At 70.2% G+C, this 22,997-nt stretch carries 25 protein-coding genes; 12 read left to right on the top strand and 13 right to left on the bottom strand.

Annotated features, from left to right (window positions below; translation table 11 throughout):
* Nucleotides 1-142: 142 nt before the first annotated feature.
* On the bottom strand, nt 143-1,261 hold the full coding sequence (gene serC / locus ACFV9H_RS12980; RefSeq protein WP_385397013.1) for a phosphoserine transaminase: 1,119 nt from the start codon (nt 1,259-1,261) through the stop codon (nt 143-145).
* A gap of 189 nt (nt 1,262-1,450) precedes the next feature.
* On the opposite strand from serC, the gene ACFV9H_RS12975 reads away from it, so the two are divergent.
* Together ACFV9H_RS12975 and ACFV9H_RS12970 are read left to right on the top strand one after the other, a co-directional pair.
* Entirely contained in the window at nt 1,451-2,446 is a 996-nt protein-coding gene (locus ACFV9H_RS12975; protein ID WP_385397011.1) for a DMT family transporter, read from the top strand.
* Nucleotides 2,447-3,968: 1,522 nt separating this feature from the next.
* Complete coding sequence (locus tag ACFV9H_RS12970; RefSeq protein WP_362596825.1) at nt 3,969-4,241, top strand: DUF1876 domain-containing protein; 273 nt, start codon at nt 3,969-3,971, stop codon at nt 4,239-4,241.
* Between the two features lie 36 nt (nt 4,242-4,277).
* Here ACFV9H_RS12970 and ACFV9H_RS12965 read toward each other — a convergent pair whose 3' ends face one another.
* Both ACFV9H_RS12965 and ACFV9H_RS12960 read right to left on the bottom strand, forming a co-directional pair.
* Entirely contained in the window at nt 4,278-5,021 is a 744-nt protein-coding gene (locus ACFV9H_RS12965; RefSeq protein ID WP_385397009.1) for an ABC transporter permease, read from the bottom strand.
* A complete protein-coding gene (locus ACFV9H_RS12960) occupies nt 5,018-5,935 on the bottom strand; it encodes an ATP-binding cassette domain-containing protein (protein ID WP_385397007.1) in 918 nt (305 codons plus the stop codon). Before ACFV9H_RS12960 ends, ACFV9H_RS12965 begins: the two co-directional genes overlap by 4 nt.
* A 96-nt stretch (nt 5,936-6,031) precedes the next feature.
* Here ACFV9H_RS12960 and ACFV9H_RS12955 point away from each other — a divergent pair, with 96 nt between their 5' ends.
* On the top strand, nt 6,032-6,790 hold the full coding sequence (locus ACFV9H_RS12955; RefSeq protein WP_385397005.1) for a TetR/AcrR family transcriptional regulator: 759 nt from the start codon (nt 6,032-6,034) through the stop codon (nt 6,788-6,790).
* 3 nt (nt 6,791-6,793) lie between these two features.
* Here the strand turns inward: ACFV9H_RS12955 and ACFV9H_RS12950 are convergent, their stop codons facing one another.
* The 3 genes from ACFV9H_RS12950 to ACFV9H_RS12940 are packed head-to-tail and all read right to left on the bottom strand — an operon-like array spanning nt 6,794 to nt 8,203.
* A complete protein-coding gene (locus ACFV9H_RS12950; protein ID WP_385397003.1) occupies nt 6,794-7,237 on the bottom strand; it encodes a hypothetical protein in 444 nt (147 codons plus the stop codon).
* Nucleotides 7,230-7,421 (bottom strand): DUF397 domain-containing protein, encoded by a 192-nt coding sequence (locus ACFV9H_RS12945; protein WP_385397002.1) that lies wholly within the window; start codon nt 7,419-7,421, stop codon nt 7,230-7,232. Before ACFV9H_RS12945 ends, ACFV9H_RS12950 begins: the two co-directional genes overlap by 8 nt.
* Nucleotides 7,418-8,203: a Scr1 family TA system antitoxin-like transcriptional regulator gene (locus tag ACFV9H_RS12940; RefSeq protein ID WP_385397000.1), complete on the bottom strand. Its 786-nt coding sequence runs from the start codon at nt 8,201-8,203 to the stop codon at nt 7,418-7,420. The genes ACFV9H_RS12945 and ACFV9H_RS12940 overlap by 4 nt, the downstream gene beginning before the upstream one ends.
* A gap of 152 nt (nt 8,204-8,355) precedes the next feature.
* Between ACFV9H_RS12940 and ACFV9H_RS12935 the strand changes: the two genes are divergently transcribed.
* A complete protein-coding gene (locus tag ACFV9H_RS12935; RefSeq protein ID WP_385396998.1) occupies nt 8,356-8,745 on the top strand; it encodes an ATP-binding protein in 390 nt (129 codons plus the stop codon).
* 11 nt (nt 8,746-8,756) lie between these two features.
* Here ACFV9H_RS12935 and ACFV9H_RS12930 read toward each other — a convergent pair whose 3' ends face one another.
* Both ACFV9H_RS12930 and ACFV9H_RS12925 read right to left on the bottom strand, forming a co-directional pair.
* Entirely contained in the window at nt 8,757-9,731 is a 975-nt protein-coding gene (locus ACFV9H_RS12930) for a hypothetical protein (protein ID WP_385396996.1), read from the bottom strand.
* A gap of 83 nt (nt 9,732-9,814) precedes the next feature.
* Nucleotides 9,815-10,210, bottom strand: a complete 396-nt coding sequence (locus ACFV9H_RS12925) for a hypothetical protein (RefSeq protein ID WP_385396994.1) — start codon at nt 10,208-10,210, stop codon at nt 9,815-9,817.
* Between the two features lie 582 nt (nt 10,211-10,792).
* On the opposite strand from ACFV9H_RS12925, the gene ACFV9H_RS12920 reads away from it, so the two are divergent.
* On the top strand, nt 10,793-11,122 hold the full coding sequence (locus tag ACFV9H_RS12920; RefSeq protein WP_385396992.1) for a response regulator transcription factor: 330 nt from the start codon (nt 10,793-10,795) through the stop codon (nt 11,120-11,122).
* Between the two features lie 9 nt (nt 11,123-11,131).
* Here ACFV9H_RS12920 and ACFV9H_RS12915 read toward each other — a convergent pair whose 3' ends face one another.
* The 3 genes from ACFV9H_RS12915 to ACFV9H_RS12905 all read right to left on the bottom strand — a co-directional run bounded on the left by ACFV9H_RS12915 (nt 11,132) and on the right by ACFV9H_RS12905 (nt 13,435).
* Complete coding sequence (locus ACFV9H_RS12915) at nt 11,132-11,983, bottom strand: DUF3152 domain-containing protein (RefSeq protein WP_385396990.1); 852 nt, start codon at nt 11,981-11,983, stop codon at nt 11,132-11,134.
* Nucleotides 11,984-11,986: 3 nt separating this feature from the next.
* Entirely contained in the window at nt 11,987-12,937 is a 951-nt protein-coding gene (locus tag ACFV9H_RS12910) for a hypothetical protein (RefSeq protein ID WP_385396988.1), read from the bottom strand.
* A 102-nt stretch (nt 12,938-13,039) separates the two neighbouring features.
* A complete protein-coding gene (locus tag ACFV9H_RS12905) occupies nt 13,040-13,435 on the bottom strand; it encodes a hypothetical protein (RefSeq protein ID WP_385396986.1) in 396 nt (131 codons plus the stop codon).
* A gap of 224 nt (nt 13,436-13,659) precedes the next feature.
* On the opposite strand from ACFV9H_RS12905, the gene ACFV9H_RS12900 reads away from it, so the two are divergent.
* From ACFV9H_RS12900 to ACFV9H_RS12885, 4 genes are read left to right on the top strand one after another with little or no spacing between them, the layout of a single operon-like run.
* Complete coding sequence (locus ACFV9H_RS12900) at nt 13,660-14,184, top strand: hypothetical protein (RefSeq protein ID WP_385396984.1); 525 nt, start codon at nt 13,660-13,662, stop codon at nt 14,182-14,184.
* The gene (locus ACFV9H_RS12895; RefSeq protein WP_385396982.1) at nt 14,181-15,845 is read left to right on the top strand and encodes a peptidoglycan-binding protein; all 1,665 of its coding nucleotides are present in this window, start codon (nt 14,181-14,183) and stop codon (nt 15,843-15,845) included. The genes ACFV9H_RS12900 and ACFV9H_RS12895 overlap by 4 nt, the downstream gene beginning before the upstream one ends.
* A gap of 8 nt (nt 15,846-15,853) precedes the next feature.
* Nucleotides 15,854-16,558, top strand: a complete 705-nt coding sequence (locus ACFV9H_RS12890) for an ABC transporter ATP-binding protein (RefSeq protein WP_385396980.1) — start codon at nt 15,854-15,856, stop codon at nt 16,556-16,558.
* Nucleotides 16,555-17,829: an ABC transporter permease gene (locus tag ACFV9H_RS12885; protein WP_385396978.1), complete on the top strand. Its 1,275-nt coding sequence runs from the start codon at nt 16,555-16,557 to the stop codon at nt 17,827-17,829. Before ACFV9H_RS12890 ends, ACFV9H_RS12885 begins: the two co-directional genes overlap by 4 nt.
* 53 nt (nt 17,830-17,882) lie before the next feature.
* Here ACFV9H_RS12885 and ACFV9H_RS12880 read toward each other — a convergent pair whose 3' ends face one another.
* Entirely contained in the window at nt 17,883-18,371 is a 489-nt protein-coding gene (locus tag ACFV9H_RS12880; RefSeq protein WP_385396976.1) for a DUF3995 domain-containing protein, read from the bottom strand.
* A 132-nt stretch (nt 18,372-18,503) separates the two neighbouring features.
* On the opposite strand from ACFV9H_RS12880, the gene ACFV9H_RS12875 reads away from it, so the two are divergent.
* Complete coding sequence (locus tag ACFV9H_RS12875) at nt 18,504-18,734, top strand: antitoxin (RefSeq protein WP_385396974.1); 231 nt, start codon at nt 18,504-18,506, stop codon at nt 18,732-18,734.
* Nucleotides 18,731-19,129 (top strand): type II toxin-antitoxin system VapC family toxin, encoded by a 399-nt coding sequence (locus ACFV9H_RS12870; protein ID WP_385396972.1) that lies wholly within the window; start codon nt 18,731-18,733, stop codon nt 19,127-19,129. The genes ACFV9H_RS12875 and ACFV9H_RS12870 overlap by 4 nt, the downstream gene beginning before the upstream one ends.
* 63 nt (nt 19,130-19,192) lie before the next feature.
* Here the strand turns inward: ACFV9H_RS12870 and argS are convergent, their stop codons facing one another.
* Complete coding sequence (argS, locus tag ACFV9H_RS12865; protein WP_385396970.1) at nt 19,193-20,965, bottom strand: arginine--tRNA ligase; 1,773 nt, start codon at nt 20,963-20,965, stop codon at nt 19,193-19,195.
* Between the two features lie 180 nt (nt 20,966-21,145).
* Between argS and lysS the strand changes: the two genes are divergently transcribed.
* Entirely contained in the window at nt 21,146-22,873 is a 1,728-nt protein-coding gene (gene lysS, locus ACFV9H_RS12860) for a lysine--tRNA ligase (RefSeq protein ID WP_385396968.1), read from the top strand.
* Nucleotides 22,874-22,997: the final 124 nt, after the last annotated feature.

Here is a 22,997-nt window from a genome sequence, read left to right as displayed (position 1 = left end):
TTTACGGGCTCTTTGCCCCGATTTTTGGGACGAAGGTCCCGGCGGGGGTGCTGTCCGTATGCGTGGGGACCGGCGAACGCGCGGAGCCCGCGACGACCAGGGGTCGCCGGGGGCTCCGTGTGCCAGTCAGCTGCCGATCAGGTCAGAGCTTCTCGATGACGTAGTCGATGCACGCGGTCAGCGCCTGCACGTCCGCCGGGTCGATCGCCGGGAACATCGCGATACGGAGCTGGTTGCGGCCGAGCTTGCGGTACGGCTCGGTGTCCACGATCCCGTTGGCGCGCAGCACCTTGGCGACGGCCGCCGCGTCGATGTCGTCCGAGAAGTCGATCGTGCCGATGACGGCCGAGCGCTTGTCGGCGTCCACGACGAACGGGTTCGCGTACTTCGACGCCTCCGCCCAGCCGTACAGGTTGCGCGCGCTGGCAGCCGTACGACCGGTGGTGAACTCCAGACCGCCCTGGCTGTTCATCCACTCCAGCTGCTGGTTCAGCAGGAAGAGGGTGGACAGTGCCGGGGTGTTGTACGTCTGGTTCTTCAGCGAGTTGTCGATCGCCGTCGGCAGGGAGAAGAACTCCGGGATGTGCCGGCCCGACGCGTGCACGCGGGCGGCGCGCTCCAGGGCGGCCGGGGAGAACGCGGCCAGCCACAGGCCGCCGTCCGAGGCGAAGGACTTCTGCGGGGCGAAGTAGTAGACGTCCGTCTCGGTGATGTCCACCGGCAGGCCGCCGGCGCCCGAGGTCGCGTCCACCAGGACGAGCGAACCGGCGTCCGCGCCCGCGACGCGCTTGATCGGCGCCGCGACACCCGTCGAGGTCTCGTTGTGCGTGTACGCGTACACGTCCACGCCCGCCTCGGCGACCGGCTCGGGGTGCGTACCCGGCTCGGAGGAGATCACGGAGGGCTCGTCCAGCCACGGCGCGAGCTTCGCGGCCTTGGCGAACTTGGAGGAGAACTCGCCGAAGGTGAGGTGCTGGGACTTCTGCTCGATGAGCCCGGCGGTCGCGATGTCCCAGAAGGCGGTGGAGCCGCCGTTGCCCAGGATCACCTCGTAGCCCTTGGGCAGCGAGAAGAGGTCCCGGAGACCCTGGCGCACCGAGCCGACCAGGTTCTTGACCGGGGCCTGGCGGTGTGAGGTTCCGAGCAGGGAGGTTCCGGTGGCGGCGAGGGCGTCCAGCGCCTCGGTCCGCACCTTGGAGGGGCCCGCGCCGAAGCGTCCGTCGGCGGGCTTGATGTCAGCGGGAATCTGGATCTCAGCCACGGGCCGAGCGTATCGGGTCCAAGTGGGCGCCACCGCGCCGCGTCCAGCGGATGAGACACCGTGGCGGACACGCGGCGTTGGTTCGCGGCTGTATCGCACGAGTGGGGCTCACGAGCCCCGAACCGCTCACGGAGCGCCTGTAAGGCGAGACGAGCGGTGACACTCCTTACGGACGTCTACTCTGGTGAGATGACCGCGCCCTCCTCGTGCCCGACGACCCCCGCCGCCGCGAACGCCGTGCCCGCTGCGAACGCCGTGCCCGCCGCGAACGCCGCGAACGCCGCGAACGCCGTGCCCGCCGTCTCCCCGGCTCCCACCGCGGGCCGCGGGGCCACCCGCTTCGGGCCGGTCGCGCTGGTGATCTCGGCGGGCGTCTCGGTGCAGTTCGGCGCGGCCCTCGCGGTCACGATCATGCCCAGGGTCGGGGCGGCCGGCGTGGTCACCCTCCGGCTCGCCGCCGCCGCGATCGTGCTGCTGCTCCTGTGCCGGCCCAAGCTGCGCGGCTACTCGCGCTCCGACTGGCGCACCGTGATCACCTTCGGCATCGCCATGGCCGGCATGAACGGCCTCTTCTACCAGGCCGTCGACCGGATCCCGCTCGGCCCGGCCGTCACCCTGGAGGTACTGGGTCCGCTCGCGCTCTCCGTCATCGTCTCCCGCCGCCTGGTCAACCTGCTGTGGGCGGGCCTGGCCCTGGCGGGCGTCGTCCTCCTCTCCAGCCATGGTGGGGGCGGCTTCGGCGGCCTCGACCCCCTCGGCGCGGCCTTCGCCTTGGGGGCGGGGGCCATGTGGGCGGCGTACATCGTCTTCAGCGCCCGCACCGGCCGCCGCTTCCCCCAGGCGGACGGCCTGGCACTGGCGATGGCGGTGGCGGCGGTGATCTCGCTCCCCCTGGGCGTCGTCGAGGCGGGCCCGGACCTGCTGGTCCCGAGCACCCTCGCCCTGGGCGTCGGGGTGGCCGTACTCTCCTCCGTCCTGCCGTACACCTTGGAACTCCTGGCCCTGCGCAAGCTCCCGGCCCCCACCTTCGCGATCCTGATGAGCCTGGAGCCGGCCATCGCGGCCACCGCGGGCTTCCTCGTCCTGAACCAGGCGATGTCCGCCCTGGACGCCCTCGCCATCGCCCTGGTGATCGCGGCGAGCATGGGCGCGGTGCGGTCGCAGATCGGCGGGCGGGGGGAGTAGGGGGCGGGGGGAGTAGGGGGCGGGGGGGGTACGGGTTCACGCGCGTGCGGGACTTCTCCCCCCTCGGGGCACGCCCGGGGGCGGCGGTTGCCCACCCGCCGCTCGCGGTGGTGGGGCGGGGGCGGGTAGTCCTGTACGGCAGAGGCTTCGGGTGGCGGGGTCCGAGCCGGGCCCAATCAGAGAAGTCTTGGGGGTTTCCCGTCAGTCCCATAGTCCTTCCGTGTCGGGCCGGCCTGTCAAGGGCGCTCCTTCGTCGCGTCGCTGCGCGACGGCCTGCGGCCGCCCTTGACAGGCCGTCCCGCCCCGGAAAGACAAGAGACTGCCAGGAAACCCCCAAAAGAACGGGCCGGTCCGAGGATCAAGGACGGGCCGGTCAGGGATGTCCGGGCCGTCTGGGGAGGGGCCGGTCCCGAGCTCGGGCCCTCGAAGGTCGCTTCCCGGGCCGGGCAGGCGGCCCAGCTCCCCGAAACCCCGACCACAAGCGCCTCGGGGGAGGATTGGCGCGTCAAATCGCTACGCGCTCCTCGACGACGGCGTCTGCCACCCGTCCGGGGCTGGTCTAGGCCGCGACGGATCGCTACGCCCTCCTCGACGACGGCGTCCGACGGCCCTCTGGGGCTGGGAATAGGCCGCCACGGATCGCTACACAACTGACGTCGTCTGGCGTCGATCAGCCCGGCATGGGCAGGTCATAGGCCGCCCACGAAGGTCAGTTGAGACGCTTCGTGGGCGTCTGCGGGTCAGTTGAGCGGTCTTCGGCGTCCTGACGGACCCGTATGTCGGTGATCTCAACCTCTCACTACGGCAAGAGGCATCACGGCGTCGCGAACAGCCACAAAAGGCTTGCAGTCGCCCGCTTTGGGTGCGTTTGTAGCGATTGTGGGCGGCTTATGTCCAGCCCCAGGCGGTCGTCGGACGCCGTCGGGGAGGAGCGCGTAGCGATCTGGGGCGTGGGGCCCGTCTGACCTCCCGCCGGCGTCATTTGGTCGCTGTTTGGGGGTGGTTGGGCTGCCCCGACCCTGAGGGCGGTCTGGAAGGGCCCGGGCCGGGCCTGCCGCCGGGAACCCGGCCGTGCATCGCTGATGGGCCCGCCCTTTGAATCTAGGACCGGCCCGTTCTTTTGGGGGTTTCCTGGCAGTCTCTTGTCTTTCCGTGGCGGGACGGTCTGTCAAGGGTGGAGCGCAGCGACATCGCGAAGCGACGCGACGAAGGAGCGCCCTTGACAGGCCGGCCCGACACGGAAGGACTATGGGACTGACGGGAAACCCCCAAGACCTCTTTGATTGGGCCCGGCTCGGACCCCGTCACCGAAGCCCCGCCTCTCCGCACTGCCGCCGGGGTGGGTGGCCACCGCCCCGGAGCGCGCCCGTACGGGCGAAGCCCCCCACACGCGTGCTCCCGTCCCCCCGTCCCCCCGCCGCGCCGCCCCCGCCGCCCCGCGGGACCGCCGCCGCCCCCGCTCGCGTCGCGTACACCTCAGGTGCACCCTGGAGACAGGGTGACCCCCTGGAGGTGATGCACCATGTCCACACTCGTTGGGTGGCATGTGGAGCTCGAATTCACCGAGGAGGGCCACCGCACCAGTGCGGCGGCCCTGGTCAGACTCGGGGACGGCTCCGAGATCAGGGCGCGAGGATATGCCTTGCGCCACCCCTCCGACCCGGAGCAGCTGAGGGTCGGGGAAGAGATCGCGGGTGCTCGCGCGCTCATGGATCTCGCGTCGCAGATGCTGCAGAAGGCCCACAGTGAGATCGACGAAGCTACGGGTCGGCATTCCTACCCGCTCAACCGCTGAGCGGACATGCCGCTGACGGGCTCCGACAGGAGTTCGTCAGCGGGTCCGGCCGCGGAACAGGACGCCCGCCAGGGTCACGGCCACGGCCGTGATGCCGGCGCACCAGGCGAGGGCCACCCAGGGGGAGTCACCCGCGGGCTGCGCGAGCAGCAGCGCGCGCAGGGATTCGATCACCGGGGTGAGCGGCTGGTGCTCGGCGAAGCCGTGGAGCCAGCTCGGCATCGTCTCGATGGGGACGAAGGCGCTGGACGGGTACGGCAGGAACATCATCAGGAAGGTGAATCCGCCCGCCGCCTCCGGCGACTTGGCGAGCAGGCCGAGGACGGCCGCCATCCATGAGATCGCCGTGATGTACGCGAACAGCAGCCCGGCCGCCGCCAGGAAGGCGGACGGTCCCGCTTGGGGTCGGAAGCCGATGGCGAGGGCGACGGCGAGGACCAGGGTGGTGGACAGCAGGTTCCGCAGGACGGAGGCCGCCACGTGCCCGGCCAGGATCGGGACGCCGCCGACGTCGAGGGAGCGGAAGCGGTCGACGATCCCGTTCTTCATGTCGTCCGCGACGCTGACGGCAGTGCTCGCCGCGCCGAATCCCGCGCAGAGGAGCATGGCGCCGGGCACCACGTACGTCACGTACTCGGTCCCGGTGTCGATGGCGCCGCCGAAGAAGTAGACGAAGATCAGCATCAGTACGACGGGCATCATCAGCGCGGCGATCAGCGCGTCCGGGCTGCGGCGGCTGATGCGCAGGCTGCGTCCGGCCAGGGAAAGTGCGGCGGTCATCGGTCTGCTCCCGTCAGGGCGAGGAAAACGTCGTCGAGGGTGGCGGTGCGGACCGCGAAGCGGTCGACGGCGGTGCGGTCCGGGTCGAGCTCGTCGAGCAGCGCCCGCACGTGCGCGGCGGTTCCGTCGGTGGCCAGGCCCAGAGTGAGCTCCTCCGGTTCGAGGTGGACCGCCCGTGGGGCCAGCGCCTCGTAGGCGGTCCGGTCGGTGAGTGTGAGGTCCAACCGGTGCCCGTCCACCCGGGACTTGAGCTCGGCCGGTGTGCCTTCGGCGGCGACGCGCCCGTCGGCGAGGACGGCGACGCGGTCGGCGAGCCGGTCGGCTTCCTCCAGGTACTGGGTGGTGAGCAGCACGGTCGTGCCGTCCGCGCGCAGTTCCCGTACGAGGTCCCACAGGTCCTGGCGGCTGCGCGGGTCGAGCCCGGTCGTCGGCTCGTCCAGGAAGATCACCTCGGGTCGGGAGACCAGGCTCGCGGCGAGGTCGAGACGGCGCCGCATCCCGCCCGAGTACGTCTTCGCCGTACGTCCGCCGGCCTCGGCGAGCCCGAAGCGCTCCAGCAGCTCGTCGGCGCGGGCCCGGGCCGCGCTGGGTCGCAGCCCCCGGAGTCGGCCCATCATGCGGAGCGTCTCGGCGCCGGTCTGGAGTTCGTCGCCGGCCGCGAACTGCCCGGTGAGGCTGATGGAGCGGCGTACGAGGGCCCGCGCGGACGCGGTGTCGTGGCCCGCGACCCGGGCGGTCCCGGCGTCGGGCTCGGTGAGGGTGGCGAGGATCCGCACCGTGGTGGTCTTCCCGGCGCCGTTGGGGCCGAGGAGGGCGAGGACGCTGCCGCGGGGGACGGCGAGGTCGATGCCGTCGAGGACGCGCAGGGCGCCGTAGGACTTGGTCAGGCCGGTGGCGTGGATGCCGAACTCCATGACCGCTCCCTTCTGCGTATGGGTTACGCGCTACTGCGTAAGTAATACACAGAACTAGGATGTGGGTCAACGGCTCATGACGGAGAGGGGGCGGCGATGGCGGACGAAACCGAGGGCGGCACCGGGCTCCCGGCGAGCCTGGAGATGGCCTGGGGTCTGCGCGAACGCCCCGGCAAGGGCCCGCGCCCCACCCTCACCCTCCCGCGGATCGTGGACGCGGCCGTCGCGCTCGCCGCCACGGAGGGGATGGACGCCGTCTCCATGGGTCGGGTGGCCAAGGAACTCGGCGTCTCGACGATGTCCCTCTACCGGTACGTCACGGCGAAGGAAGAGCTGTACATCCTGATGTCGGACGCGGGAGTCGGAACCCCGCCGCCGCTCCCGCCGGACGCGGACAGCCGGGACTGGCGGGAGCTCCTGTCGGACTGGGCCTACGCGCAGCGCACCGTCCTGATGGCCAAGCCGTGGATCCTGCGCATCCCGATCACGGCCCCACCGGCCACCCCGAACCAACTCGCCTGGATGGAACGCGGGCTCGCCGCGATGGCCGGCACCAGCCTGCGGGAAAGCGAGAAGCTGTCGACGATCATCCTCATCGGCGGCCTCGTACGGAACGAGGCCACCATGGCCGCCGACATGATGGACGCCATCATCAAGAGCGGGGTCTCACCGGACCAGGTCGTGGGCCAGTACGTCCGCACGCTGCGGCTGCTCACCGGCCCGGACACCCACCCGGCGGTGACGCGGCTGCTGGAATCCGACGCGTTCACGGGGTCCGACGAGCCGGACTTCCAGTTCCGGTTCGCCTTGGGCCGCCTGCTGGACGGCCTGGCCGAACTGATCGACGAGCGGTGACCGTCAGTCGACGTGGAGGGGTGGCGGGGACCACGTCGGGGGCAACTCGTCGGCCGGGTCCCCGGTGACGCGGAGCGGGTAGCGCCACCGCCACCACCGCGGCTGCGCCGCCATTTCGCTCGCGCTCATGCCGAGGGGCTTGATCGGCGCGGTGGCGGCGCGGAACCGCGCGTCGAGGGCGTCCAACTCGGGCTGACGGAGTGCGCGGACCCGTTCGGTGAGGATCGGCCAAGCGCTGTGCAGCGCGTCGCGGTGGCGTGTGTCGTTGTCGAACTCCCAGGCCCACATGGCCTCGACGCCCTCTTCGACCTCCGCCACGAACTCGGCCCATGCCTCCATGCAGGCGTTGAGCGTCATGGTGTGGAGGTGGTAGTAGGCGGAGAGCAGAGCCGTGGCACGGTGGACCGAGGCGTAGTCCTCGGCGTCCAGCGGCTCGTCCTCAGTCAACCGAGCGGGCCCAGTCGGTGAGCGTCGCCCAGGCGGCGGGGGCCAGGTCCAGGACGGGGCCGTCGGTGACCTTCGAGTCCCGGACGTGGATCTGATCGGCGCAGGCGGCCACCTCGACGCACTGGCCGCCTTCGTCGCCGCTGTAGCTGGACTTGAACCACTCAAGTGAGGTGGTGGCGCTCATGTCTCTCCTAGCAGGCGGTCCAACAGGCCCCGCGTCAGCTCGGTGTTGAGGGCCTGAGTCCGCAGCATCGCATACTTGCGAGACAGGATGCTGACCTCATCTGGGTCCGAGATGAGGTGACTGCCACGCTGGCTTTCGGTGTAGCCAAGGTGCCGGTGGTCAGGGGTTTCCAGGAGGGTGAAGGCGCCATTGAGGCCCGCGTGCGATGTCCGGCCCAACGGCATCACCTGCAAACTCACGTCCGGCAGATCGGCGCACGCGCGCAGGTGGCGGAGCTGCTCCTCGTACACCTCGTCACCGCCGAGCCGGTCGCGCAGGACCGCCTCCCAGATGACGAAGCTCAGCGTCGGCGGGGTCTCGCGGCGCAGTATCTGTTGACGCGCCACGCGTGAGCGGGTCAGTGCCTCGATCTCGGCCGCCGGATGGGCCGGGACGCGGCACGTGAAGACGGCTCGGGCGTAGTTCTCCGTCTGGAGCAGACCCGGCACCACCTGGTTGTCGAACCAGGACAGGGCGATCGCCAGCCGCTCCAGCTCCATGTACTCCTCAGCCCACGGCGGTGTCGCGTCCACCTCGGGCATCTCGTTGGCCGCCACCGCCAGCAACCCCGGCAGCCCCAGATGCTGGTCCATCAGCTCCGCGACATTCGGCATCAGGGCTCGGCGCCCCTGCTCGATCGACGCGATGGACTGCTCGTCCAGCCGTACGAGCTCTCCCAGCTGCTTCTGGGTCAGACTCTTCGCGACCCGGCCGGCGGCCACCTGTTTGCCGACCATCTTCATGGTCGTCGCGTTCGGTCGTGGGCGCTTCCTCGGTGGCATGACTACGAACTCCCCACCCGCACACGTGCGATACCCCGGGCCCACCCGTACTCACCAATGAGTACGGGTCGGCGTACTGCTCCACGGTAGTCACGCAACGCGACGATGGTCCGGTGAATCTCCATACTCAGGCGGCCCTCATGCGCGAGCGGCTCTATCTCCGCTCACCCCAAACCATCCAGGCCGCACGCCACTTCACACGTGACACCCTGCACGCCTGGGGGGTCCGGGACCGCCACGACGACATGTTGCTCTGCGTGAGCGAGCTGGCCACCAACGCCCTGCGCCACGGCGTCCCGCGCGGCCGCGGGTACCTGCTCCGGCTGATCGGCACCGACTCGACCGTCCGGATCGAGGTGCACGACAGCGGGCCCGGGCTGTCCCGGATCGCGGGCCGGCCGCCAGGGCGGGGGCTGACCATCGTCGGGGCCCTCTCCGACGGCTGGGGGGTGCTGCCCCGCTCGCCCGGCAAGGTGGTCTGGTGCGAGGTCGTACACCGCTGAGCGGGAGCGGGTCAGGCCCCGGCCGCCAGCAGCGTCGCGGCCAGCTTCATCCGTTCGTCCAGCTGCTTCTTCGCCACGTCCAGCGTCTCCGCGTTCCGCTCGATCGCCCGCTGCTGGTAGGCGACTTCGACGGTGTACCAGATGCCCACCAGGTTGGTCTCCCGCTTGCACTCCACGTCCTGCTTGGCCATGGTGACCGCCTGCGGGCTGCTCATGCCGGCCTCGTCGATGCCCGGCGGCTGGGCCGTCGGGTCGGTGAAGGCGGCGTAGCCGTGTTTGGCCATGCATTCGCTCCAGGCCTTGGTCGCCGCGACGACCCGGCTGTCCTTCTGGGCGCGGCCGTAGGCCTCGATGCCGTGGCTCTGCGCGACCATGCCGTCCACCGTGTCCTTGGTGGGCGTGAACAGCTTCAGGGCGCTCTCGCGCAGGCAGCCGCCCGCCGGGACCTTCTGGCCGCCGACGACCGTGGTCGCCACGTCGGACTTCTCGGCCTCCTCCTGGCTCATCGGAACCTTCATCGACGGGTCCACCTCCAGGCCGTGGAGTACGAGCTTCTCGTTGCCGCCGAGGGTCTGCCGAGGGGGCCTCACGGTGTTGCCGAGCCGCGGGTTGGTGTAGCCGGACTGTGCCGCCTCGGCCGGGTCGGATATCCCGTAGCGGCGGCTCTCGTCCTGCTGGACCGCCCCGTCGGCCTTCCGGCGCTGCGTGAAGCGGAAGCCGTAGCGCTGCATGCACTGGTCGATGAGCACGTCCTGCGCCTCGTCGAGCAGTGCGAGCTGCCGGCTGTCCGGGGTGTACGGGGCCAACGGGAAGACCAGGCTGCGGCTTTCGAGCAGGGTCGGGACGGCGCCGATGGGGGGTTCCTTGCCGGCATCGGAGTCGGTGTCGGCCTTGCCGCCGGCCGTCTGCGAGCACCCGGTCAGCAGGAGCGCCAGTACGGCTGCGGAGGCCGCCAGGGCGGCGCGGGGGGCGTGCGGCGAGAACATGGTGGCTCCGGATTGCGGGGGCGGCTGCGACGCGGGGCGGCTCCGCCCGCGGGCAGCGGGCGGAGCCACCTTCTCGAGCGGGCCTAGAAGTAGAAGGCCGAGGAGATCTGGTTGAAGAAGGTCGAGTTCAGGTTGCCCCTGGTACCGGACCCGAGGTTGACCTGGTAGCCCTGGCCGCCCGAGCCGGTGTACACCTTCCACGTGTAGGTGTCCCGGTTCGACCAGGACTCCGTGTTGTTGTCCGTCAGTTGCCCCGCGCAGCTCCTCGTCCCCTTGAACGAGTCGTCGTAGAAGTTGATGTCGTTCACGTAGAGGTCGAAGACCGAGTTCGACTGGTCCTGCCAGCAGAACAGGCCGAGCTCGCCGTCGGTGAGCCAGCCGTCCTTTTCGGCGGCGGAGGCCGAGCCGGCGCCGACGGCGACCGCGCCCAGGACCAGGCCGGCGGCCGCGACGGTGCGCAGGGAATTACGAAGCTTCATCAGTCATGCCTTTCGGACAAACTGTCGCAATTTCGGGGGGCGGCGGGATCTTGGCCATTGCGGACGGGCTTCGACCGCCATGGAGTGGATCACGCCGCGGCGAGCCTGGCAACTGTCCCCGAGCACAGGAGTTCGGCCTACCCGTTGACCCAGGGTGTCGGACGATGCGAGGCGCCTCAGGAGGTTCGCTGCGTCATTTCCGCGTGCCCGATCGCTTGCCGAACCTGCTGTACGGGCGCTTTTCCTGCTGTCCGGCTGCGTAGAGGTGGATTCCGCTTCCCTCCTCCGCTCGGCCCGCGGCTTCACCCCTTCGTTCCGGAACCCAGGAAGAGGAAGGGAGGGGTGGACCCCAAGATGGCTGAAGGTGACGGCCGGGCAGGATGCCGGCTGACGGGGGTGTCCGATAACCGGTTCTCGGCCCCCTCTCATCGGTTACGGAGGGTGCCCTTCGGATGAACCGATGGTGACGACCCTTCAGTAGTGTGGAAAATGACCAATGTGCCGAGCTCCTCCGAAAAGTTATGATCAAGGGCGGTATTCTGGTCTTGCCGCGCCTTCTTCGCCTCTGCAGGTAGGAAAAAGTTGAGTGATGCGGTGGACTCCGGCGTCGATCGCGGCTTATGCCCGTATTGCAAGCTCGGTGCACGGGAGCGGTGGGACAAGGAATCAGAATGGATTCGTCAAGGACTTATTCGGGTACCTGATCTGACCGATCGGGAACTCGAGGTGTTCAACGCGATGACGTGCGGACCCTCGAATGAAGAGCTCGCGAAGAGTCTCGGGATGGTCATTCGAACCGTGAAATTCCATCTGGAGAATATTCGCGGCAAGCTGGGCGGCATCTCCCGCATTCAGACATGTCTGCTCGCTGTGCACCACCGGTTTGTCACCTGCTCCACCGGACACGTCTGAGCCGGTTCCTCACGGCACGTACGGCCCCTGTACGTACCGCCCGGCGCTGTCATAGGGCCATGCATTGGGCTGGCAGCCGGCAAGTCCCTTGATCTGCTGCATCATCACGGGCGCGAGCGCGCCCGGCGCGGCGCAGCTCTCGTGCCCGCGGCCTATTTCGTGGCCCACTTCATGGTTGATGATGAGTGCCCGGTACTGCTGGATCGGACCGTCGAACTGTGGAGACCCCTGCACCCAGCGCTTGAGATTGACCACGACCGTGTGTCCCGTCCGGCAATTCACGTTGCCGCGGCTCTCCGGCGTGGTCACATCGCACAGCCGGTCGGTGGTCGTGGGCGTCGCCACTTTGACCGTGAAGTCCACGGGCCCGGAGGAGACGAGCTGGAAGCCGTACGCCTTGTTCTTCGTCCAGCCGCGTGAGTGCCCGAGGATGTCGGACACCTCCCGGGCGGTCTGCGGCCCCGGTAACTGGATCCCGTCCTCGATCTCCACCCGGTAGCGCCGGATCTGCCCCTGCCCTTGGGCCTTCCCCTGGGCCTGGACGACCGTGAAGGTGCCCGGGCCCGTGTCCGGTACGGCGCCTCCGGGGGTGGCCGAGGGGGACGGGGAGGGAGTGGGCGTGGGGGAGGGCGAAGGCGACGGGGGCGGGGGCGGCGGCGGGGCCGCGGGGGTCGTCGTCCGGCCGCCGGTCGGCTCTGCCGGGGCCGCGCGCGCGGGCGGTTCGGACGGTGACGGCAGGAACGCGAGGGCGGTTCCCGCCCCGGCGCAGCCCACCGCCGCCACGATGGTGGCGGCCAGGGTCCGCTTCTTCCTGCTGCGCCGTGCCTCGGTGCGGGTCAGGCCGGCGGCTCGCTTCCCCACGGGTCAGGCGCCGGCGATCAGGGACGCGGCGAGCTTCATCCGCTCGTCCAGCTGCTTCTTCGTCAGGCCCAGGGTCTCGGCGTTCTGCTCGATGATGCGCTTCTGGTAGGCGAGTTCCACCGTGTACCAGATGCCCACGAGGTTGGTCTCCTTCTTGCAGGCCACGTCCTGCTTGGCCTGGGCGATCGCCTGCGGGCTGGCGATGTTGGCGTCGTTGATGCCGGGCGGCTGGCCCATCGGGCTGTCCACCTGGTACCCGTGCTTGCCCATGCACTCGCTCCAGGACTTGAACGCCTTGACCACCCTGCTGTCCTTCTGGGAGCGCGCGTAGGCATCGAAGTCGAAGCCTTGCGCGACCCAGGCGTCCACCGTGTCCTTGGTGGGCGTGAACAGCTTCAGGGCGCTCTCGCGCCTGCAGCCGCCAGCCGGTACCTTCTGCCCGCCGAAGACGGTCGTGGCCACGTCGGACTTCTCCGCCTCCTCCTGGCTTTTGGGAACCGGCAGGGAGGGGTCCACCTCCAGCCCGGACAGCACCAGCTCCTCATTGGCTCCGAGGGGCTGCTGCGGGGGCCTCCCGGTGCGGTCGTCCGGCGGGTTGTCATAGCCGTATTGGGCCGCCTCGGCCGCGTCGGAAAGCCCGTACCTCCGGCTGTAGTCGAGCTTGGCCGCCGCGTTGGCCTTGCGCCGCACCTGGTAGCGGAAGCCGTAGCGCTGCATGCACTTGTCGATGAGTACGTCCTGAGCCTCGCCGAGCAGGCCGAGCTGGCGGTCGTCCGGGATGTACGCGGCGATCGGGAAAGTGAGGTTCCGGCTTTCGAGCAGCGTCGGCACGGCGCCGGTCGCGGGTTCCTCGTCGGAGCCCCCGCCGTCCGACTGGGAGCACCCGGTCAGAAGGAGCGCCAGCACGGCTGCGGAAGCCGCCAGGACAGGACGGGGGGAACTCGGCGAGAACATGGTGGCTCCGATACGGGACGGCTAGGATGCGGGAAGCGGCAGCTCCGCCCGGCGCTTACGGGCGGAGCTGCCGTTTTCGCGTGTGAGGTCAGGCAGATGTGCCTAGCGGGGGTAGGCCGAGGAAACCCGGTTGAAGTACGTCGAGTTGAAGTCGTCCCGCTCGCCGACCAGGATGTAGCCGCGGCTTCCCTGGCGCTTCCAGTCGGTGTAGACGTCCCACACGTAGGCGTCCTTGTTCGAGAACGACTCGGTGTAGTCGTTGGTGGTGTGCCCGGCGCAGCTCAGCGAGCCCTTGAAGTAGTCGTTCGAGAAGTCCTCGTCGAAGTCGTAGAGGTCGAAGACCGAGCTCGACTGGCCCGACTCGCAGAACAGGCCCAGCTCGCCGGAGGTGAGCCAGCCGTCCTTGGCGGCGGCAGAAGCGGAACCGGCGCTGACGGCGACGGCGCCGATGACGAGGCCGGCGGCGGCGAAGGTGCGCAGGGAATTACGGAGCTTCATTATTCATCTCTTTCGGTGGAGTCGTTGATTCGGTGGCCGAGAACTCGTTCATTGCGGGTCTGGCCTCGAACGCCAAGGAGTGGATCACGCCATGCCGGGATTTCACAACTGTCCTCGGGTACAGGTGCGTGATCTTGTTTTTCGTTTAGGGTGTCGGTGATCCCACATGCCTCTGGAGGCCTGCTGTGCCATTTCGACGGGCCCGATCCGTGGCCGCTCCCGCTGTGTTGTCGGCGATTTTCCTGGTGTCCGGCTGCTCTGGCGAGGATTCTGCATCCCGTTCCGTCTCCTCTTCTGCTTCGGCGCCCGCTTCTGCTTCCGCTTCGCCTTCCGCTTTGCCTTCCGCTTCTGCTTCGCAGTCCGGGCAGGCCAAGGGCGCGGTCGATCCCAAGCAGGCCGACTTTTTCCGGTGCCTCAAGGAAAAAGGGCTGCCCATGAAGGAAACGGATTCGGGAATTCCGATCGTGGATTCGAGCAAGGCGGATCCCGTCAAGGTCAAGGAAGCCGAATCCGCTTGCGACAGCCGCCGATCGGTTCCGCCGGCGACCCCGGAACAGCTCGCCGAGGCGAAGGCGCTCACCGCTTGCATGCGGGCGAACGGCGTGCCGAACTTCCCCGACCCGGATCCGAAGACGGCGGACCATGACACCGAGAAGCTCCGCCTGAAGGAGTCGGCGGAAGGGTCCGCCGCCATGAAGAAGTGCTCCACCCCCGACAAGTCGTCGAATCCTGGGCAGGGCGCCGGATGACGGCGGACACGAGGGAGCCCGATCCCACGGAATCCGCCCAGGAGGTCGTGGAAACCGAGGAGGCCGACGGCGCCGAGTCCTCCCCCGGTCTGTCCCGGCGTCGCACGTGGGTGGCGGCCGTCGCGGTGGGGGCGGTCCTGCTCTCCGCTGCCGGCGTCGCCGCCTCGCTGGTGATCAAGTCGCCCGCGCAGACCGCCGCGGAGGCCGGTCCGCCGCCGCTGGACGTACTCATCGCACGCGTCGAGAAGCGCGTGCTGCGCGACACGGTCATCGTGCGTGGCACGGTCACCTCGGCACAGGCAGTCCAGGTCACTCCGACCGTCACGGGCGCGGAGGGGTCAGGCCCGGCAGTGGTCACCAAGGTCGCCGTCCGCCAGGGTGACAAGGTCGAGGCGGGCAAGGTGCTCCTGGAGGTGTCCGGGCGCCCCGTCTTCGCGCTGCCCGGCGGGCTGCCGGTGTACCGGGACCTGAAGCCGGGTGCGACCGGCGACGACGTGAAGCAGCTGCAGAAGGCCCTGGCGGGGCTCGGCCACGGCACCGGATCCGACGCGGCCGGCACCTTCGGCGCGGGTACCAAGGCCGCGCTGGGCGCTTTCTACAAGTCGATCGGCTACGACCCGCTGCCCGCGGTGGCAGACCGGGGCGAGGCCGTGAAAGCCGCGGAAGACGCGGTCACTTCCGCCGAGCGCTCCCTGGAGGACGCCAAGGCCGCCGCCGCGAACACCGGTACCGGCGGCACGGGGAGTACGGGCAGTACCGGCGGCACGGGCACGACGGGTACTTCCGGCACCACGGGCGGCTCGGACACCAAGGGCTCCGGTGGCAGCAAGGGCTCCAGCCAGGACGGTGCCCGCGCGGTCGCCCGCGCCCAGGAGGACCTGCGCAAGGCCCGCGCGCGCCTCGCCGAGGCCCGCGCGGCGGCCGGCCCCATGCTCCCGGTCGGCGAGGTCGTCTTCCTGGAGTCCTTCCCGGCCCGCGCCGACTCTGTCACCGTCCGCCCCGGCTCCCCGGTCAGCGGCTCCGCGATGTCCCTGTCGGCGGGAGCGCTCGTCGTCCGCGGCCAGCTCCAGGAACATCAGAAGGGCCTGGTCCGCGCCGGCCAGAAGGTCGAGATCCTCTCCGAGATCAGCGGGGTCACGGCAGCCGCCGAGGTGCAGTCGGTCGCCGACACCGCGCAGTCGGCGCCCGCGCCGGGCACCGGGTCCAACGGCGGCCAGGGACAGGGGCAGGGCCAAGGCCAGGGGCAGGGCCAGCAGGCTCCCGCCCCCGGCGGGCCGAGTGGGTACGAGATGCTCGTACGCCCCCTCGCACCGCTGGACACCAAGCTCGTCGGCCAGGACGTCCGGCTGACCGTGGAAGCCGCCGCGACCGACGGCAACGCGCTCGTCGTCCCGGTGTCCGCGGTCTCCGCCCAGGCCGATGGCCGCACCATCGTCACCGTGGTCGACGGTACGGGTGCCCAGCGCCGCGTCGAGGTCCGGCCCGGGACCACTGGCGACGGCTACGTGGAGGTCCGGCCCACCGAGGACGGCACCCTCGCGGACGGCGACTCCGTGGTCATCGGTGTCAACCCCGGCGTCGCGAACAAGCAGCCCGGCAAGCAGAACGACGGGAAGAGCGGCGGCACCGGTGGGGGCGGCAAGAGCGGCGGCGGTTCATGACCCAAGACATGGCCGAGCACACGACCGAGGACGCGACGCCCGTCATCGAGTTCCGGCAGGTGGGCCTGACGTACCCGGGCCCACCGGCGGTGGCCGCCTTCAAACCATGCGATCTCACCATCCGTCGCGGTGAGTTCGTCACCGTCATCGGCCCCTCGGGCTCCGGCAAGTCGACCTTCCTCAACATCGTCGGCCTGCTCGACGCACCCACCGTCGGCCACTATCTCCTCGACGGCATCGACACCGGCGCGCTGGGCGACAACGACCGGACCGCCCTGCGCGGCCGCCGCATCGGCTTCGTCTTCCAGTCCTTCCACCTGCTGCCGCACCGCTCGGCCCTGGAGAACGTCGCCCTCGCCATGCTCTACAACGGCGTGCCCCGCAAGGAGCGTCCCGCCCGCGCCCGGGAGGCCCTGACCCGGGTCGGGCTCGGCCACCGCCTCTCCGCGGTTCCCTCCCGCCTGTCCGGCGGCGAACGCCAACGGGTGGCCATCGCCCGGGCACTGGTCGCCCGGCCGTCGCTGCTGCTGTGCGACGAACCGACCGGAAACCTCGACTCCGCCAACGCCGACACGGTGCTGGCCCTCCTGGACGAGCTCCATGCCGACGGGATGACCGTGCTCGTCATCACCCACGACCAGGAGGTCGCCGCACACGGCGGCCGGACCGTCGCGATCCGCGACGGCGTACTGCGCGAACAGGCCCCCGCATGAAACTGCCCCAGCTCCGCCGGCTCCCGCGGCGTCGGTCCCGCACCGCCGTCCGGGTAGAGCCCTCCCGCTTCGCCGCCCGCGACAACGTCTCGGAGGCCTTCGCCGGTGTACTGCAGCGCCCGGCCCGTTCGGCGCTGACCGCACTCGGGACGGTCCTCGGCGTCGGCACCTTCGTCGCCGTCCTCGGCCTGACCGCCACCACCTCGTCCCAGATCGACAGCCGGTTCAACCTGCTCACCGCCACCGAGGTGACCGTCGAGGACATCGCCCGCGAGAAGAACAACTTCGCCGGCCCCGGATTCCCGGCCGACGCGGACCTGCGCGTCGAGCGGCTGGGCGGGGTCCAGCACGCGGGCGTCTTCTTCACGGTCCGCCTCGACCCCGCCGCCGGCGGCGTCCGCTCCGCCCCGGTCGGCGGCGCCAAGGGCGGCAGCGAGAGCACCGACGTGATCGCCGCCTCACCCGGCGCGCTGCAGGCCGCCGTCCCCAAGATGGCCCAGGGCCGCCTGTACGACGAGTACCACTCCAGCACCAGGCAACGCGTGGCCGTCCTCGGCTCGGCCGTCGCCGCCCGCCTCGGCATCACCACCCTGGACACCCGGCCGGCCGTCTTCATCGGCTCCGAGCCCTTCACCGTGATCGGCATCGTCCAGGACGTGCGGCGCAAGTCCGATCTCCTCCTCTCGGTCGCGGTCCCCCGCACCACCGCCGAGGAGATCTGGGGCCCGCCTCAGAGCAGCGGCACCACCATGCTGATCTCGACCGATGTCGGTGCCGCCCAGCAGGTAGCCCGCCTGGCCCCCACGGCGCTGCGCCCCGACCACCCCGAGTACCTCAAGGCCGTGCCGCCGCCGGACCCGCGCACCCTGCGCTCCGGCGTCACCTCCGACCTGGAACAGCTCTTCCTGATCCTCGCCGGGATCTGCCTGGTCATCGGTGCCGTCGGCATCGCCAACACCACTCTGGTCGCCGTCCTGGAACGCACGGGCGAGATCGGTCTGCGCCGTGCGCTGGGGGCCCGGGGACGCCACATCACCACCCAATTCCTCGCGGAATCAGGCGCCCTGGGCACACTCGGCGGACTCGTCGGCACCTCCCTGGGCACCCTCACCGTGGTCGGCGTCGCCGTCATCCGCGACTGGACGCCCGTCATCCACCCGGCCACCGTCGCGACCGCGCCCCTCCTCGGCCTGATCACCGGCGTCCTGGCCGGCCTCTACCCCGCGTGGCGCGCCGCCCGCATCCAGCCCGCCGAGGCCCTCCGACGCTGAACGGCCCTCGACGGCCAAGGGGCTGCCGGGGGCGTCCGGGACGTGTCGAGCCGTCAGCTGGTGCGTCGCCGGCGGCCGGTGCCGCGAGCGCCGCTGTTCGGGGGCGTGGGGGTGGGCGACGAACAGAGCCGGGCCGTCGCCCACGCGAGGCCCAGGCACACGGGGGTGTAGAGCACGAGGTTGAGCAGCCGGAACGGGCCCTCCGCCGGGCTCGCCGTCAGCCCCGTCACCCACCCGAGGCCCGCGAGCCCCCGGGCGGCCAGCCCGGCGGCCACCGCGCCCGTGACCAGCCGGGCCGTACGCCCGCCGCGCCCCCGGGAGTACACCATCACGGCCCCGGCCCCCGTCAGGAGCAGCGCGGCCAGCGGAACCACCACGCGCGGGGTGAAGGGCGCCTCCAGCCCGAGCACGGCGAGCGACAGGCTCCGCGCGTCCACGGCCGGCCAGGTCGCCCCGGTGGCCCAGTACAGGTGCAGCAGTCCGTCGACGGCCAGCACCCCGGCCACCGCCTGGCCGGTGCGGTGTCGTGTCGTGGTCTTCATGTGAGCCCCCTCGGTTCTCGGTGCCGGAACAACCCGGCACATGAAAGGAGGAGGGCGCCACGGGGGACATTCCTGTGAGCCGTGTCATGCGAGCTGCCAGCAGATTGCTTGCACCGCCACTACTCTTGTTGCATGGCCACTCTCTATGTGCGTGATCTGTCCGACGAGGCGCTCGCCGAGCTGAAGGTACGGGCCGCCCGCAGCCGCCAGTCGCTCCAGGCGTACGCCCGGACCCTGCTGGAGGAAGAGGCCGCGACGCCGTCGATCGAGGACGTCGTCGCGCGAATTCGGGCCCGGGTATCGGCCGAACTGAGCGTGGACGAGGTCCTCGCGGACCTCGATGCCGGACGGCGGCGCGAATGATCGTGATCGACGCGAGCGCCGTCGTCCTGCTGGTCGCCGACGCGGGGCCGGCCGGTGAGGCGGTTCGCGAGCGGGTGCTCGGCGAACGGCTCGCCGCGCCCTACCTGCTCGACGTGGAGGTCGCCCACGCCCTCCTCGGCCGCCACCGCGGCGGCAAACTCTCCGACCGGCAGCTGGACGCGGCCTGGGACGACTTCACGTCCCTACCCATCCGGCGGATGGAGCACATGCCGGTGCTGCCCCGGGTGCGTGAACTGCACGCGAACCTCGCCGCGTACGACGCCACCTACGTCGCCCTCGCGGAAGGGCTCCAGGTGCCGCTCGTCACCTGCGACGCGCGGATCGGCCGTTCGGGGAGCCCTCGGTGCAAGATCGAGGTCTTCGGCTCGGTGTAGGAACACGCGAAAGCCCCGCCCCCGGTGCGTTGCACCGGGGACGGGGCCTTCATGCCGTACGGGTCAGAGCTTCTCGGGCGTCCGGATGCCCAGCAGGGACATGCCCTTCGAGAGCGTGCGGGCCGTCAGGTCGCACAGGAAGAGGCGGTTCTCGCCCACGACCAGCTCCGGCTCGGGCTTCACGACCGGGCACTCCGTGTAGAACGTCGTGTAGAGGGAGGACAGCTGGTAGAGGTACGCCGCCACCTTGTGCGGGGCGTACTCCGCGGCCGCCTCCTCGACCAGCGCACCGAAGCCGTCCAGGTGCAGGCCCAGCGCGCGCTCGGCCGGGGCCAGCTCCAGCTCCGGGTGCGGGACCGGCGTACGGTCGCCCGCGTTGCGCAGGATGGACTTGATCCGGGCGTACGCGTACTGGATGTACACGGACGTGTCGCCGGTCAGCGAGACCATCTGGTCCAGGTCGAACTTGTAGTCCCGCGCGGCGGAGGTGGAGAGGTCCGCGTACTTGACCGCGCCGATGCCGACCTGGAGGCCGTTCGTGACGATCTCCTCCTCGGTGAGGTTGCCGCGCCCCTCGTCCTTCTCCCGGACCACGGTCGTCGCCCGCTCCACGGCCTCGTCGAGCAGGTCCACCAGCCGGACCGTCTCGCCCTCACGGGTCTTGAACGGCTTGCCGTCCTTGCCGAGGACCGTGCCGAAGGCCAGCTGGACGGCCTTGACCTCGTCGTTCAGCCAGCCCGCCCGGCGCGCCGTCTCGAAGACCATCTTGAAGTGCAGCGACTGCCGGGCGTCCACGACGTACAGCAGGGTCGAGGCGCTCAGGTTGCCGACGCGGTCGCGGATCGCCGACAGGTCGGTCGCGGCGTAGCCGAAACCACCGTCGGACTTCTGCACGATCAGCGGGGTCGGGTTGCCGTCCGGGCCCTTGACGTCGTCGAAGAACACGCACAGCGCGCCGTTCGAGCGGACGGCGACGCCCGACTCCTCCAGCAGCTTGCACGTCTCGACCAGCATGTCGTTGTAGCCGGACTCGCCGATCACGTCGGGGTCCTGGATGTCCATGTCCAGCTTGTTGAAGACCGAGTAGAAGTAGATCTTCGACTCGTCCACGAACCGCTGCCACAGCGCCAGCGTCTCGGGCTCGCCGGCCTGGAGGTCCACCACCCGCGCCCGCGCCCGCGTCTTGAACTCCTCGTCGGAGTCGAAGAGCGCGCGCGAGGCCTTGTACAGGCGGTTCAGGTTGGACATGGCCTCCTCGCCGGAGACCTCGTCCTCGCTCTTGTGGTCCAGCTCGTGCGGGTGCTCCAGCAGGTACTGGATGAGCATGCCGAACTGGGTGCCCCAGTCGCCGATGTGGTGGCGACGGACCACCTTCTCGCCCGTGAACTCCAGGATCTCCACCATCGCCGCGCCGATCACGGCGGACCGCAGGTGGCCCACGTGCATCTCCTTCGCGACGTTCGGCTGCGCGTAGTCGATCACCGTGGTGCCCGGCTCCGCCGCGGGCGCCACGCCGAGGCGGTCGTCGCCCGCCCGCGCCGCGAGGGTCTCGATGATCGCCTTGTCGGTGATCGTGATGTTGAGGAAGCCCGGACCCGAAACCTCGATCTCCCGGATCAGGTCACCGGTCGCGATGCCCTCGACCACCGTCGTCGCCAGCTCGCGCGGGTTGGCCTTCGCCTTCTTCGCGAGCGCCAGGATGCCGTTGGCCTGGAAGTCGGCCCGGTCGCTTCGTCGCAGCAGCGGGTCGGCGCCACCGGCCTCCGGCAGGGCCGAGGCGAGGGCGTCCGCGACGCGCTGATTGACGGAAGAAGCGAGGGAAGGGACCGAGGCCATGAGCTGCCGTTCCTGTGAGGTTGTGCCGGTGGGTGCACTTGGTTGTTCCGACAAGTGCCGAGTATCCCACGTGAGGGCCACCCGTTTCGCGGGAGAAACAGGGACGGGAAACAACTGCGGAGCGACCGCCGACGTCTGGGAGAATGGCTGGAGCCAGCATTCGAGATAGAAGGACGTGTCGTGGCGCAGAGCAGCACCGAGACCGACTGGGTCTCCCGTTTCGCGGACGAGGTCATCGCCGAGGCGGAGCGCCGAGCACCCGGCAAACCTGTCGTCGTCGCGTCCGGACTCTCCCCCTCCGGCCCCATCCACCTGGGCAACCTCCGCGAGGTCATGACCCCGCACCTGGTCGCGGACGAGATCCGCCGCCGGGGCTTCGAGGTCCGCCACCTCATCTCCTGGGACGACTACGACCGGTACCGCAAGGTCCCCAAGGGCATCCCCGGCGTCACCGAGGAATCGCACGCCCAGCACATCGGCCGCCCGCTGACCGCCGTGCCCGCGCCCGAGGGTTCCGCGTACCCGAACTGGGCCGAGCACTTCAAGGCCGCCATGGTCGAGTCCCTGGCCGAGCTGGGCGTCGAATACGACCCCATCAGCCAGACCGAGCAGTACACCGCAGGCACCTACCGCGAGCAGGTCCTGTTCGCGATGAAGCACCGCGGCGACATCGACGCCATCCTCGACCAGTACCGCACCAAGCAGAAGCCGGGCGGCAAGACCCAGCAGAAGCAGGTCGACGAGGCCGAGCTCGAAGCCGCCGAAGGCTCCGGCGCGGCCGCCGAGGACGACGGCAGCAGCGCCGAGGGCGGCTACTTCCCGTACAAGCCCTACTGCGGCGAATGCGGCAAGGACTTCACCAAGGTCACCTCGTACGACGACGAGACGACCGAGATGACCTACGTCTGCACCGAGGACGAGTTCACCGAGACGGTCAAGCTCAGCGAGTTCAACCGCGGCAAGCTCGTCTGGAAGGTCGACTGGCCCATGCGCTGGGCCTACGAGGGCGTCGTCTTCGAGCCCTCCGGCGTCGACCACTCCTCGCCCGGCTCCTCCTTCCAGGTCGGCGGCCAGATCGTCGGCATCTTCGGCGGCGAGCAGCCCATCGGCCCGATGTACGCCTTCGTCGGCATCAGCGGCATGGCCAAGATGTCGTCGAGCAAGGGCGGGGTCCCCACCCCGGCCGACGCGCTGAAGATCATGGAACCGCAGCTGCTGCGCTGGCTCTACGCCCGCCGCCGCCCCAACCAGTCCTTCAAGATCGCCTTCGACCAGGAGATCCAGCGGCTCTACGACGAGTGGGACAAGCTGGAGGCCAAGGTCGCCGACGGCTCCGTGCTGCCCGCCGACGCGGCCGCGCACAGCCGCGCCGTACGGGTCGCCTCCCACGAGCTCCCGCGCACCCCGCGCCCGATGCCGTACCGCACGCTCGCCTCCGTCGTCGACATCACCGCCGGCCACGACGAGCAGACCCTGCGCATCCTCTCCGACCTGGAGCCGGAGAAGCCCCTCACCTCCCTCGACGAGGTCCGGCCCCGCCTGGACCGCGCCGAGAACTGGATCACCACCCAGGTCCCGGCCGACCAGCGCACCCTCGTACGCGACGAGCCCGACACCGAGCTGCTGTCGTCGCTGGACGACGAAGGCCGCGAGTCGCTCCGCCTGCTCCTCGACGGACTCGACTCGCACTGGTCCCTCGACGGGCTCACCACCCTCGTCTACGGAGTCCCGAAGGTCATGGCCGGACTGGACCCGGCCGCCAAGCCCACCCCGGAGCTGAAGGTCGCCCAGCGCACCTTCTTCGCGCTCCTCTACCGCCTCCTCGTCACCCGCGAGACCGGCCCGCGCCTGCCCACTCTGCTCCTGGCGGTCGGCGCGGACCGGGTGCGCAAGCTGCTCGCCGCCTGAGGCACGTGATACGGAAGGGCCCCCCCCCCCCGGGGGGGGGGGGCCCGCCCACCAACCGCGGGGCAGCGAAACCAATTTGAGGTTAAAGTATAATTTAAAAAAAAAAACACCCCCCACAACAAAA

The organism is Streptomyces sp. NPDC059874 (assembly GCF_042731135.1).
Taxonomy (GTDB): domain Bacteria; phylum Actinomycetota; class Actinomycetes; order Streptomycetales; family Streptomycetaceae; genus Streptomyces.
The sequence above is the reverse complement of the archived record's forward strand: the minus strand, read 5'-3'. Positions and strand labels throughout refer to the sequence as shown.